The following is a 13437-nucleotide window of genomic DNA, read 5'->3' as shown; positions in this document are numbered from 1 at the left end:
AGAGGGATGAAATCATGCCATTAGAAATAGGTGGAAGAGCAGATAAACAAGGGAATAAATATGAGATAAACTGTATAATCTATGAGATGCTCAAGGTTTTAGATGAAACGAATTATAGTGTTATTATTGAGGCACTTGGTACAGATGAGATTGGTACAGATATATTAGTTACGACTTTTGATGGACTGAAAGAACACCAGCAATGTAAAGCGCGAAATACAAGTAAAGAATATTGGAATATTTCCGATTTAAAAGCAAAAGATATATTATCTACATGGAAAATCCAACTGAATAGGGATAACAGTAGAAGAGTATCATTAGTCAGCCCTATGGCTTGCACTTTTTTATATGATTTACATAATCGGGCATGTAATACGAGTGGCAAAGCAGAAGATTTTTACTCCATGCAAATAATGAAAAGCAGTAAGGGATTTCAAAAATTTTATAAAAGTTTTTGCGCTGAAATGGACTTGGATTGCGATAAAGAGGTTGAGGTTTTAAAAAGTATTGACTATTTAAAGAGAATCTTTTATAAGCAGATGTCAGAATATGAATTGGAGGAACGCGTAAATCAAAATATAAAAGTTTTGTTTAGTAGTGAACAAAAAGTAGTTTACAATGCATTACTTTCGTTTGTTGTTGTAGAAGATATATTAGGAAAACAAATTACACAATCTGTATTATGTGATTATTTTGTAAAACAGGGAATTGTTCTTCGTTTAAAAGATGGTGATAAAAGAATTGCACCAAAAATCAATGAAATTAATCGAGAGTATAGAGAGAGTTTTAGAGCATTACAAGGTGGTCTAATTCATAGAGAAGAATTTGATGATTGTATAAAAGCTATTGAAAATGAAAAATCGACTATTATTTCTGGAAGTGCTGGTTATGGAAAAAGTGGGTGTACAGAGGCAATTTTAAATTATTGCGATGAAAGGAAACTTCCTTATATTGCAGTAAAACTTGATCGAAGAATACCTCATAAGAATTGTGAAATTTGGGGACAAGAACTGGGACTTCCCGGGTCAATTGTTTATTCTATGCATTGTATTTCAAGAAACGAAAATGCGGTAATTATTTTAGATCAATTGGATGCTTTAAGATGGACACAGGCCAATTCCAGTGAAGCACTTGCAGTTTGCATGGAACTAATCAGACAGGTAGAGTACTTGAATTGTGAAAGAAAGAAAAAAATAATTATAATATTTGTCTGCAGGACATACGATTTAGAAAATGATAATAATATAAATTCATTGTTTAAAAAGAAAGAAACTGCTGAAGATGATTGGGGAATAGTAAAAGTGGCGGATTTTAGTGAAGATGTTATAACAAAAATTGTGGGTAAACATTATGAGCAGTTGTCATCCAGGTTAAACAAATTATTAAGAATACCAAGTAATCTTTATATTTGGCAACATTTGGATATAGAAGAAGTCTATGCAGATTGTTTAACGACCAGTCATCTGATAGATAAATGGTATGAGCAAATATGCAGAAAAAGTGTAACCGCAGGATTACAGCAGAAATTTGTTTGTGAAACTAAGGAGAATATAGTTGACGCTTTAGATAGAACAGGGCGGTTATATGTTCCAAAACAAATCTTGCATGTCGAAGAAGCGAGCTTAGATTATTTAGTTTCATCGGAAATTATTACAATTCAAAATAATAGTGTTGGGTTTGCCCATCAATCAATTTTAGATTATTTTATATCCCAAAGGATGATGGAAAAGTATTTTAATGGACAAGATATAGAAAATATTATAGGGGAAAAATGTAAGCAAACACCTGGAAAAAGGTATCAGGTACAGATGTTTTTACAAAATCTTTTGGAATATGATAGTAGTGATTTTCTTCTAATTGGTGAAAAGATGCTGAGTTCAGATGGTATCAGATATTATGTCAAATATGTCTTTTATGAGACTTTAGGGCAAATTCAAGAACCAGATGATAATATCATTCAATTTATTTTAGATAATTGTGAAAATGAGATTTATGGTAAATATTTATTAGATAATGTTATTTTTTCAAGAAAGCAATATATAACCATCCTGAGAAATCAAGGTGTCTTGGAGCGATGGTATTCCGAACCAAAGAAAAAAGTTTTAGTTTTCAATTTATTGCAGAGTATTACTCCTGATTTAGATGATGATGATATTTCTTTCATTAAGAAACATGCTTTTTATGATAAGAATGAGGACGAACAGTTCATGAGATGTTTTCTCCATGATATTACACAGGAAAGAGAGGAAATGTTTGAACTTAGAATGTTGTTTTATGAACACTATCCTGAGTATGCAAAAGAAGTTTATATAGATGTTAAGTCTATGATGAAAAAATTTGGAACAAGAACAATCCGACTTATTTCTTTTTGGCTACAAAATAAAATAAAAAGTCAGGGTAGATATGTATACCGTTATGAAGAAGAATTAGTAGATTCAGATGATTCTTTTTTTATAGATAATGTGGAAATTGTATTTAATGAATTTCTTCCATATATACCAAAAGAGAGTGGATTGGAAGTAAAGTATAGCGACTGGTCAGGAAGGTATATGCATAAAAGAAATATTGAAAGAGCCTGCGTGGGGTTAGTAAAAAAAGCGACTATAGCATTATGTTGTATATCTCCAGAGCGGTTTTTTGAATATTATGAACCATATATGGGGCGAGGGTATCATGTATTTAATGAAATAATTCTAAGCGGATTGGCAGCTCTATCTCCCTTATATAGCAATCGGATAATGCGTTATCTTAGCAATGATGTAGACAAAAATGTTTTTGATTATACCAGTGGAGCAGAGGATGAATTGGGGCTTGTAAAAGAGGTTTTAAAAATTCATGGAAACAACTGTGATAAAGAAGAATTATTATTAATAGAAGATGCAGTTTGTCGTTATATTTCTCCCAATGCATCTGAATGGTATAAAAGTAGGATTGAGCAGAACAAACAGAAAGTATATCCGCCTGTGTACTGGAGTTTTTGGGGAGACTTACAGTATGAATTATTACAGTGTTTACCGGAAGAACGAATTGGCATAAAAACAAAGGAATTATTGCATGTGCTGGATAGGCGCTTTCATACAGTTTCATCTCGCTATTGTAATAAGAATGTACATTCAGGGTGGGTAAAGTCACCTGTTTCAGATAAAAATATTAGTGAGGGACAGTGGCTTCAAATCATCACAAACAGAAAGTTGAAAAATCATGGGCAACATGGATGGATTGAAGAAAAAGGTGGATTTATCGAAAGTTCTTATGAAGCATATGCGAGTGATTTCCAATCAGTAGTAAAGCAGCATCCACAGGAAATGATAAACCTTGTTTTAAAGAATAAGGAACGGGTATTACCTGTGTTTGTGGATTCTTTATTTTTAGGAGTGGAAATATCGGAGAAATTGGCGGAGGTTGATTTTTCAGTTCTAGAGAAGTTATTATGTGAGTTTTCGTGTGATATGAATAGTCATAGAGCTTCATATTTTTGTGGAATAGTTGAAAAAGTAAATGATGCTCATTGGTCTTTAGAGGTAATGGAACAATTAATAAATATTGCTTTAAAACATCGTAATCCAGAATTAGACAAACCTAATGTAACAAACTTAGAAGACAAAGAAATGAAGAGTTGTGATATGTTACATAGTAATGCATTAAATTGTGTTAGAGGAAACGCAGCAAGGACGATAGGACATTTGCTATTGAAAGATAGGGATTTGTTTTTACGATTTAAAGATATTATTGATGGATTGACAAGAGATGAAAATCCTGCGGTGCGTTTTGCGTCATTATATGCTTTATGGCCATCTTATAATATCGATAGAGCGTGGGCGGGAGAAAAAATTATATGTTTGTATGAGTCAGATATTCGAATGGCAAGTTTTCATGATTCGAAAAATATGTTTTTTCTTCTATATCCTAAATACAAGGAAAGGGTTATTAATATCATCGAGAAATGTTTTGAGTCGGAAGATAAACAACTTGTAAAAATGGGAGGAAATGCCGTTTGTGAATTTTATATAAGGCATGCTGAATTTGAAAGAATAATGTTGTCTGCCGAAGCCAAAAGTGAAGAGCAGGTAAAAGCTATATTGGATATGGCGGTAATCTATTTAGAAATTGATGATTATCGGGAGACGGCAAAGCAAATAATCCTGACTTATAAAAACATTGATACTGATGTAGAATTTCCATTATCTAGGATGTTCTATGATAAGTATGTGGATGCAAAGCGTGATAGAGAATTTTTGCGTGAGTTCATGAAAGCACAGGTAAGCAGAAGAACAATATATGCATTTGTTAATTATTTGGAGGAAAATGCAAATTCTATTGTTGACTATGCAGATATTATTTTACAGCTATGTGAGAATGTATTACAGATGGAGGTAGAAACCTTGAGAGAGCAATGGGGCATAGAAGATGAAATTTCAAAATTGATTATATCGTTATACGATGAAACAGCTAATTCTAGTAGAATAACAGATAAACAGATTGCTGGTAAATGTTTGGACTTATGGGATATCATGTTTGAAAGGCAACTCGGGTCAGTAAGAGAAGTTAGTAGGAAATTAATGGAACGGTAAAAGGAGGGCTGCAAGGTGGAGGATAATAAAGATAATTCAAATATTGTTGAGAATGAAATTATTATTTATCAAACGGAAGATGGACATACAAAAATTGATGTGAAGCTGGAAGGCGAAACTGTTTGGCTTACACAAGCTCAATTATGTGAACTTTACCAAACGAGTAAATCCAATATTAGTAAGCATATTAAGCATATCTTTGAAGAAGGAGAGTTAGAAGAAAATGCAGTTGTTCGGAAATTCCGAACAACTGCTGCAGATGGAAAAAACTATAATACAATACATTACGATCTTAATATGATTATTTCTCTTGGATATAGAGTAAAATCTGTATGCAACAAGTGTTGATTATGATTCCAAGAATAGTGAATCCATTGCATTTTTCAAAATGGTACAAAATAAATTACACTATGCAGCACAAGGACATACAGCTGCAGAAGTTATATATGAGCGTGCGGATGCCAGTCAGCTTTTTATGGGATTAAAAAGTTTTTCTGGTGATTTTTCTGTATTGAAAGATATCAGTATTGCAAAAAATTATCTCAATGATGAAGAGTTAAAGGTCTTAAATAATATTGTATCAGGATATTTTGATTTTGCGGAAATTCAAGCTATGTGCCACAATCCTATGTATATGGCAACTATTTAATATGGACAGCTTTGTACTTTTTTTATCAGGACAACACCACGCTGCTGTGATAACATCATGTCATAACAAGGAAGCATTATGGAGGTATGGCAATGAACAGAGCAATAACCACTTTATTTATGCTGATGTCTGTTGATGGAAAAATAAGTACCGGAGCATCGGACGAGCTGGATGTTGATAAGGATTTTCCAGAAATTAGCGGTGTAAAAGAAGGCCTGCATCAATATTATGAAATAGAACAAACAACAGACCTATGGTCATTTAATACCGGACGAGTTCAGAAAAAGATGGGCGTTAATGAAAAGGCTTATCCAGCAAAATCACCTGTATCATTTGTTCTACTGGATAATCATCATGTAACGGAGCATGGCGTGCGTTATGTATGTGAGTGGGCAAAGGAATTCGTATTGCTTACACAAAATCCTATGCATCCAGCATATTCTGTGAAAAAAGAAAATCTGCACATCATCCGACAGGATTCTCTGGATTTGACAGAAGCATTGCGGATTTTAAAGGAAGTGTATGGCTGTATGCAGTTGACCATTCAATCCGGTGGCACATTGAATGGGATGTTTTTAAGGAATAAGCTGATTGATTATGTGGATATCGTAGTCGCTCCCATATTGATCGGAGGGAAATCTACCGCAACCCTGATTGACGGCGCTTCTATCACTTCGAGGAATGACCTTGCTTTGCTGGGGCCGCTGCAGCTTAGTGCATGTGATGTTTTAGAAAATTCCTATATTCGCCTGAGGTACAGGGTTATAAAGTAGGCTACTTGCATATTCACAAGCTTACATGCCGACAGGATCAGAGCTATGAAAGCAGCACGCAGGATCATAAGAAGTAAGCTGCAAATATATCAACTGGCAACAATCATAACCATATAGTCTTGAAAGGCAAGGAATGATAAGGACCAGCTCCTGCAATCAGCGATAAGCAATATGTATATAGGAAAGGGACGCGCGAGGAATATAATTATTGAATAAGAGGCGAGGCAATCAACATGAAAATACGTACGGAATATACCTGTCCACTGGAGCTTACACATGATATTACAAAGGGAAAATGGAAGCCTATGATCCTGTGGCAGCTGGGGAAGGGTACACACTCTTTATCTGTTTTGAAAAAAGAAATACGGGGCATTTCACAGAAAATGCTGATTGAGCAGCTGAAGGAATTGACACTATGCGGTATGGTGGAAAAGCACAGCTATGATGGATATCCGCTGCACGTAGATTACAGCCTTACAAGGCGTGGACGGAAAATGCTGGAGGCGATTGAAATCATGCAATCGATAGGAATCGAAATCATGCAGGAGGATGCTTGCACAGATACGTAAAGGAGCGTGGGCCTTTATAGTTACAAAAAAGTGGGTAATGTACAAAGTCATCCGGTAAGGCTATAATGGGGGAAAAGGAGGGTGAGTTTTATGATGAGAGATTGCGAAGCAACCATTGGAAAGCTAATTGATAAACAAGGGGTTGCGTTTATCAGCTCTGTGGATGCGGATGGGTTTCCAAATACGAAGGCGATGCTGCCTCCAAGAAAAAGAATTGGAATTCAGACGTTCTACTTTACCACAAATACCTCTTCCATGCGTGTGGCACAGTATCGGGAAAATCCGAATGCGTGTATTTATTTCTGTGATAAGCGCTATTTTCGAGGTGTGATGCTGCTTGGAACAGTTGAGGTGCTGGAGGATGCGCAAAGCAAAGAGATGATATGGAAAGAGGGAGACACAATGTATTATGCAAAGGGGGTAACCGATCCGGATTACTGTGTTTTAAAAATAACGGTGACAAAGGGCAGATATTATTCTAACTTCAGTTCCGAAACCTTCGCTATTCCCACACCGAAGGATTTGCCGCTGTAAGTTGGTTATGTATAAAGTCGAAAGCTTCCTATATATGAAAACAAGACTATCTATCAGATTATTCTGTACATAGTCTTGTTTCTTGTTATAATCTATATAGCGGTAGTTCTTATGAATGGCAGAGATTGCTCTTGCGTGATATGCTGGTATATGAAAGACATTCTTGTGCAAACGATTGAGAGCGAAAAACCTCAGCTGTGAGGAATGCAGCTATTTCTGTAGCTGCTGCAAGGAGGACAAACGATGACAGAGAGAGAAAAAATGCTGGCAGGAGAGCTGTATGACTGCGGAGATGAAGAGCTATTGAAGCAATGGCATAAGGCAAAGGATTTGGTACGTGACTACAATCGTACAGATTCTGCGGCAGCACAGGAAAAGAAACGTATTTTAAAAGAGCTGCTTGGCGGCATGGGAGAGCATTTATGGATAACTGCTCCTTTTTATGCAGACTATGGAAATAATATTTATTTTGGAAATAATTGTGAAGTCAACATGAACTGTACATTTCTGGATGATAATAACATTATCATCGGAGATAATGCACTGATTGCTCCCAATGTTCAAATCTATACGGCATTTCATCCTACCAGTGCCAGGGAACGCTTTGGAGAACCAAAAGCAGACGGATCCTTTGAATTTTGTAAAACCCAGACTGCTCCGGTTGTCATTGGCGACAACGTATGGATTGGCGGTGGCGTGATTATTCTGCCCGGTGTAACCATTGGAAACGATGTTGTGATTGGAGCCGGCAGTGTTGTAACAAAAAGCATACCGGATCATGTCATTGCCTATGGAAATCCCTGTCGTGTGATCAAAGAAAATGCATGAGCGCCTGGTTGGAGAAAAACGAAGAGATGCCGGAGGAAGAAGCCATACCAAAACAATAAATCCGGATTCCCGCAGGAAATGTAATTCAAGGAGCGCTTGAAATAGTGAAGGATGATGATGTCAGAGCACACCAGTTCCTACAGAGGATTCACGTTTGAAGCCGCAAAAGCAGTGACTGTATCGTGATTTCTCAATAGTGACTGGCTTTGTTAGCAGCATGCAGAGGTGTGCCACGATACACAAAGGGGAGAATTGATCTTGATTCAAAACGATACGATTAACTTAAATGCTGCAATCAAGAGTTTCTTCAGCAACTACTATTTGCTTACAGTACATACTATATGAGGGGTGAAGCTATGACCAGCAAGAACATGAAAAAATATACAATTATGCAGGCATCAATGGACGAAAAAACGATCCAGCTTGTAAGCACGATTACCAGAGACACCATACAGGAAATTTATCCGCATTATTATCCCATGGGTGCAGTGGCCTTTTTCCTTTCGCATCACAAAGAAAACCGTATTCGTCAGGATATAAAAAACGGCAGTGTGTATCTTCTGTTTCATAATGAACACAATGCAGTCGGTACTGTCACATGCAAGGAAAATGAAATCTGTCGGCTGTTTGTCCTGCCCGAATATCAAGGAAGGGGCTATGGAAGCAGTCTTATGAGATTTGCGGAGGAAACGATATTCGCAGTCTTTGCAAGCTGCAGATTGGATGCATCACTGCCTGCAAAGGCGATTTATAGAAAGCGCGGTTACAGGGAAATAGAGTCGCATGTAATTCCCACAGAGCATGGAGATTTTCTCTGCTATGATGTTATGGAGAAACGAAAGGCTTAGAAAAAAAGCCACTTTTTTATAGAAGCAGGCGCTTCAAAGCAGTTCTCATATTTCATGCTGTGGCAAGAGACACCGGCATATAGACAATTGCTGTTCAATGCTTTCCTGCAGAAGCCGTAATCTGTTCTGTCTATCGTGATAAAATAGTACAGGAAAAAGTGTTCGCATCATTCAATTCCTGTGATGGGGGTAATGTTAAAAATCTTTGACAAGGTTCCAAATATCTTTGCTGGTATTGAAAATCGCAGTACCGTATAATTTTCTATGAAAGGAGTCAACATGAAGTTAGGAAATAATATTCTGAAAGCAAGAAAACAGCTGCGACTTTCGCAGGAACAGCTTGGGGCAGCCGTCGGTGTCACCAGACAGACCATATCGAATTGGGAACTAAATGAAACGGTTCCGGATGCGAGGCAGCTGCTGGCTTTATCACAGGCACTGAACATCAGTATGGATGCCCTTGTGGATAACGAGGAGCGGCCTGTACAGACACCGGAAATACAGGATATGGAATCACGCCCGACACAGCGGCAATCCAAGAAGCTGACTGTGCTGCTGTCTGTGATTATCCTTCTGCTGGTACTTGCCTTCATTTCCGCCAGTTGACAGGGTATAGGAAGATGAAAAAAGGCGAATCAATGCAGCAAACCGTAAAATGGATTCTGGTATTGCTTATAGCAATCAAGGTTGGAACATTTGTCATGGAGCGATTATATGATCTGCATATAAATGTATGGCTTGCTCGTGGTGCTGGTGCAGTTGCGACGGCGTTATGCGCTTTGCCGATGCAGCGCTGGCTTGAGAAAAAAAGCAAGCATACCAATTCCGTAATATAAACTGAAGTGATAGTATTTTGAATAAGAAGAGTCTTTAAATAAACGCAGGGATTTATGATGATTGAGGTAGCTCTAAAGTATCATAAAGTTTCAAACAGACAGTGAAAATATCAGAGTTTAGAAGGAGTGCACAGACATGACTGCACTTCTTTTGCTTTTCTGGCAAATGATAAGGATGGCTGCAGGATTGCAAATAGTTTGGGTAGTGCAAAGCAGAATATTTGAATCAAAAGCTGTGCATTCAAATAAAATTACCGGAAACGGATAAGAAATGACAGTACTGCAGCTGCACCATAAAAATGCCATACATTGCAGTAATCTACAGAATTCCCTGTACATTACTGTTTTTGTTTACTATAATTTATATGACTGACAGACAAAGAGGACTGCAATATAAAAAGCAGAAATGCGTTCAGCTTTAGCGGCAATAGTATGGAGGAAGGTATGCGAAATATAAAAATAGCGTTTTTTGATATTGATGGAACTTTGATTGATATGGATAAAAAAATTATGAGTGAGCAGATGGAGGAAACACTTCTGCAGCTGCAGCGAAACCATATCATCATTTGCATAGCGACCGGAAGACCGCCAAAAAGTGTGCCGCATTTTCAGAAGGTGAGCTTCGATGCCTTTCTTACATTCAATGCCTCCTATTGCTACACAAAGCAGGAGGTGATTTTCAAAAATCCGATACCGACTGAGGATGTACATAAAATCATTGGTAACGCGAAGGCGATTCATCGTCCCGTTGTGCTTGCGAATGAAAACCGCAAGGGTGCGAATGGACGCGATCGGGACATTGTGGATTATTTTGCTATCAGCAAGCAGACAGTCGATGTGATCGAGGACTTCGATGCGCTTGCAAATGAGGACATCTATCAGATCATGCTGGGTGGCAGAAAAGAGGAATATGCTGCTGTTTTGAAGGGGGTTCGTGGTGCTGCTATCACAGCATGGTGGCCCAGAGCTGTGGATATCATACCGGCAGATGGCGGAAAAGGACGCGGCGTGGAAAAGATACTTGCATATTTCCAGCTGTCTAAGGAGGAGGCAATTGCCTTTGGAGATGGCACCAATGATATAGAAATGCTGCAGGCGGTTGGCACCGGGATAGCGATGGGAAATGCCGGCGAGGATGTGAAGGCCGCAGCTGATGAGGTTTGCGGCAGTGTAAAAGAGGAAGGAATCTATCATTACTGTAAGGCTAAAAATTTGATTCCATAAGAAAGCGGTTTGCTTATGGCAGCTGTATGCAATGAAAATGAACAACAGGGAGTGGGTAAATTTGAATAGCTTTCATATCATCCTGCCGGTTATGACAGCAGGAGCTGCCATTGTGGTAGTTTTGCTGGTATTGAAGCAAAAAAGAAGACATGAAATAATCGTTGCGGATACGTATATGGCAGAGGGACTCAGTATCGGCTTGTGCCTTGGTGCGGCTGTGGGTGCTGCGCTGGGAGGTGGCTGGCTGAGCTATACGATGAGCTTCGGCATGCTGGCTGGATTTCTTATCGGCCTACAGCAAAAGAAAAAATGAGAAAGTGCTTTATAGTGAAGTGGAAGGGAGTTTCTATATGGAGGAGATCATACGTGTGGGAATTGGTGTTCTGATTGTACAAAATGGCAGAATCCTGTTGGGACACCGTGTACAAAACGCAGCGGATACCGGTGGGATTTATGAACCGGATTCCTGGTGTCTTCCCGGCGGAAAGCAGGAGTATGGAGAAACCGTGCTACAGGGTGCCATACGGGAAACCAAGGAGGAAACCAATCTGGATATCGCAGATTTGTTTGTATTCAGTGCAGCAGACGACATCCAGCCGGACAGACATTTTGTCACCATTCAGGTGATTGCGAGAGCATGCAGCGGAGAGCTGAGGGTGAATGAGCCTGCAAAGCAGGATGCATGGGAATGGTTTCCTATTGATCAGCTGCCCAAGCATATCTATTCGCCCTCAAAGAAATTTATAGACGCATATTGTATGGCAGAAAACAGGTGCGTGCGTACGATGAACGCAGAAGGAGAAGGATATGAAGCAGTATGATTTTGTAAACAGGAGCTATCACATGAAGGATATGGTCATGATCGCAACGACGAAGCATCGAAGCATCATCGCCGCGTATGCCGCAAGGGGCTATGAGTTTATCAACATGATACCTGCAGAGGTCAGCGCAACTGGCTGCATCCGTAAGATTGATCTGGCAATCTCTAAGGAAGCGGACGCATGAATTTTTATTATTCCATCTGTGTCAGTCTTTCTGTGGGATTGGTATTCGGTATACTGGGCGGTGGTCTGAAGCAGCTATTCTGGCATAAGGGGTATTCACAAAAGCAGATTACAAAAAATTTGAAAATGATTTCCGGTGCAGCTGCTGTTTTAAAATATATCACCTGCCTGGTATTGCTGCTGGGACTGATCTGGTGCAGCTATTTTCTCATCCTTGGCATCATGGAGCCTGCTCGTGCAGAGTATGCAAACAATATGTCAGAGCTTATCGTAGCAGTGCTTAGTGTGATTTCCATCATGTTTGCCTTTGTAGAGTTCATTCGCAGAAAAAATTAAAGATTATTAGGTGTTCGCAGATTTATTGCATATAGGTCCAAACCGGAAGGAAATGTCATCCATTCCTGCCCGTAAAGGGATTGCGGCACATGTTAGCCTGCTGGCTGTATTCTGGAATCAAATGGTTATTCGCAAAGGCTGTAATGGAAGGCTCTGTGATGAAGGCAGAAAACCCAGCTGCAGTATTTTCGGATCTTTTGTGTAGGCAACGAGGATTGCAGGAATCTGGAAGACAGATCTCATGCTACGTATTTTCGACAATAGCAGTAAAAATGTGCTGTTCACCCAGTTCTTTGTAGACGACTGTCTTCTATATCGGATGAAAAGCAAAAAGAGCGTGTGGGGTGCAGGAGGTATCGCATATCATAATGGAATCATCACTGGAAGGGAGCTGGTTGTATGAGCAAGCAAAGGTATTTCCTGTCGATTCTGCTTCTGTGCCTGCTGCTTGCAGGCTGTAGGGACACAGCAGATAAAGAACGGAAGGAACCAGTCTGTGCAGGGGACAGGGCGATTTCCTTAAAAAGTGCACTGCTGGCAAATGCAACAGCATCTTATTATGGGAAGGCCGCAGAGAATGATAAAGTTCTTGCATTTATGAAGCGCAAAAGCATACAGCGTTTTCTTGCGATGTGGGTCAGGGAGGAAACCGGTGATATTGAAGCACCCATCTGGGACTATGCCAGTTTTTCGCCTGTTATGGTAAAGGATTTAGAATCAAAGGATATCTCTGCACAGAGGCAGCTGTATTCCTGTGTCTTTTCAGACGGTAGCGGTCGCTATGGCTATTGTTTGTTTGAATATCTTGACAAAGAATCCGCAATCACAAATTGGGGTGTGAAGGAAACAACACCATATCGTTATGACCTGCAAGCCAATAGCGAACGAATAGCGGACAGCCTTCTGGAATCGGATATTGACCTGTTATCCGCAAATGCAAGCAGGGTCTGTCTGTATGATGAGCATACAAGGAAAGCCGAACAGGTGATTGTATTTACCGATCATTTGAAAAATTCCTATATCTGTTCCTTCGAGACTGCCGCGTTGAAAGCCAGAAAATGGAAGCCCTTTGTGAACACGAAATAAACGGACTGTATACGTACGGTAATCGGATAGCTCCCAAACATTGCCCTTTTAGGGGTAATGTAAACTAGAGAGTGGTTTTGTAAAATAGCGCTTTAAACTAATGAGTGGGTAAAAAAGAAAACAGATGATAAAGGGACTAGAAATCCTTAGAGTCATCTGTTTTTATATGCCGAGAAAAG

At 39.1% G+C, this 13437-nt stretch carries 17 protein-coding genes; all 17 read left to right on the top strand.

The window, feature by feature from the left end:
• The first annotated feature begins 14 nt into the window (after positions 1-14).
• A complete protein-coding gene (locus NE665_RS15260) occupies positions 15-4571 on the top strand; it encodes a hypothetical protein (RefSeq protein WP_233104710.1) in 4557 nt (1518 codons plus the stop codon).
• 15 nt (positions 4572-4586) lie between these two features.
• Positions 4587-4919: a hypothetical protein gene (locus tag NE665_RS24775; RefSeq protein WP_233104711.1), complete on the top strand. Its 333-nt coding sequence runs from the start codon at positions 4587-4589 to the stop codon at positions 4917-4919.
• On the top strand, positions 4900-5220 hold the full coding sequence (rhuM, locus tag NE665_RS24770) for a RhuM family protein (RefSeq protein ID WP_336245893.1): 321 nt from the start codon (positions 4900-4902) through the stop codon (positions 5218-5220). Before NE665_RS24775 ends, rhuM begins: the two co-directional genes overlap by 20 nt.
• 92 nt (positions 5221-5312) lie before the next feature.
• Complete coding sequence (locus NE665_RS15250; protein WP_117444222.1) at positions 5313-5993, top strand: dihydrofolate reductase family protein; 681 nt, start codon at positions 5313-5315, stop codon at positions 5991-5993.
• A 233-nt stretch (positions 5994-6226) separates the two neighbouring features.
• Positions 6227-6562, top strand: a complete 336-nt coding sequence (locus tag NE665_RS15245) for a helix-turn-helix domain-containing protein (RefSeq protein WP_117444223.1) — start codon at positions 6227-6229, stop codon at positions 6560-6562.
• Between the two features lie 90 nt (positions 6563-6652).
• A complete protein-coding gene (locus NE665_RS15240) occupies positions 6653-7096 on the top strand; it encodes a pyridoxamine 5'-phosphate oxidase family protein (RefSeq protein WP_181968924.1) in 444 nt (147 codons plus the stop codon).
• Between the two features lie 243 nt (positions 7097-7339).
• Positions 7340-7924: a sugar O-acetyltransferase gene (locus NE665_RS15235; protein ID WP_117444225.1), complete on the top strand. Its 585-nt coding sequence runs from the start codon at positions 7340-7342 to the stop codon at positions 7922-7924.
• Between the two features lie 356 nt (positions 7925-8280).
• Entirely contained in the window at positions 8281-8772 is a 492-nt protein-coding gene (locus NE665_RS15230; RefSeq protein WP_117444226.1) for a GNAT family N-acetyltransferase, read from the top strand.
• Positions 8773-9051: 279 nt separating this feature from the next.
• A complete protein-coding gene (locus tag NE665_RS15225) occupies positions 9052-9378 on the top strand; it encodes a helix-turn-helix transcriptional regulator (RefSeq protein WP_181968925.1) in 327 nt (108 codons plus the stop codon).
• Positions 9379-9410: 32 nt separating this feature from the next.
• A complete protein-coding gene (locus NE665_RS15220) occupies positions 9411-9608 on the top strand; it encodes a hypothetical protein (RefSeq protein WP_147324025.1) in 198 nt (65 codons plus the stop codon).
• Positions 9609-10052: 444 nt separating this feature from the next.
• A complete protein-coding gene (locus tag NE665_RS15215) occupies positions 10053-10832 on the top strand; it encodes a Cof-type HAD-IIB family hydrolase (RefSeq protein WP_117444229.1) in 780 nt (259 codons plus the stop codon).
• A 61-nt stretch (positions 10833-10893) separates the two neighbouring features.
• Positions 10894-11145, top strand: a complete 252-nt coding sequence (locus NE665_RS15210) for a DUF2700 domain-containing protein (protein ID WP_117444230.1) — start codon at positions 10894-10896, stop codon at positions 11143-11145.
• A 37-nt stretch (positions 11146-11182) separates the two neighbouring features.
• On the top strand, positions 11183-11653 hold the full coding sequence (locus NE665_RS15205; protein WP_117444231.1) for an NUDIX domain-containing protein: 471 nt from the start codon (positions 11183-11185) through the stop codon (positions 11651-11653).
• On the top strand, positions 11640-11837 hold the full coding sequence (locus NE665_RS15200) for a DUF4177 domain-containing protein (protein ID WP_117444232.1): 198 nt from the start codon (positions 11640-11642) through the stop codon (positions 11835-11837). The genes NE665_RS15205 and NE665_RS15200 overlap by 14 nt, the downstream gene beginning before the upstream one ends.
• Positions 11834-12172, top strand: coding sequence for a transporter (locus tag NE665_RS15195; protein ID WP_117444233.1), 339 nt, complete (start codon positions 11834-11836; stop codon positions 12170-12172). Before NE665_RS15200 ends, NE665_RS15195 begins: the two co-directional genes overlap by 4 nt.
• A gap of 241 nt (positions 12173-12413) precedes the next feature.
• Positions 12414-12575 (top strand): hypothetical protein, encoded by a 162-nt coding sequence (locus tag NE665_RS15190; protein ID WP_181968926.1) that lies wholly within the window; start codon positions 12414-12416, stop codon positions 12573-12575.
• Positions 12572-13258, top strand: a complete 687-nt coding sequence (locus NE665_RS15185) for a hypothetical protein (protein ID WP_117444234.1) — start codon at positions 12572-12574, stop codon at positions 13256-13258. Before NE665_RS15190 ends, NE665_RS15185 begins: the two co-directional genes overlap by 4 nt.
• The last annotated feature ends 179 nt before the right edge of the window (positions 13259-13437 follow it).

This window comes from Clostridium sp. DFI.1.208, assembly GCF_024463855.1.
Classification (GTDB): domain Bacteria; phylum Bacillota_I; class Bacilli_A; order Erysipelotrichales; family Erysipelotrichaceae; genus Clostridium_AQ.
The sequence above is the reverse complement of the archived record's forward strand: the minus strand, read 5'-3'. Positions and strand labels throughout refer to the sequence as shown.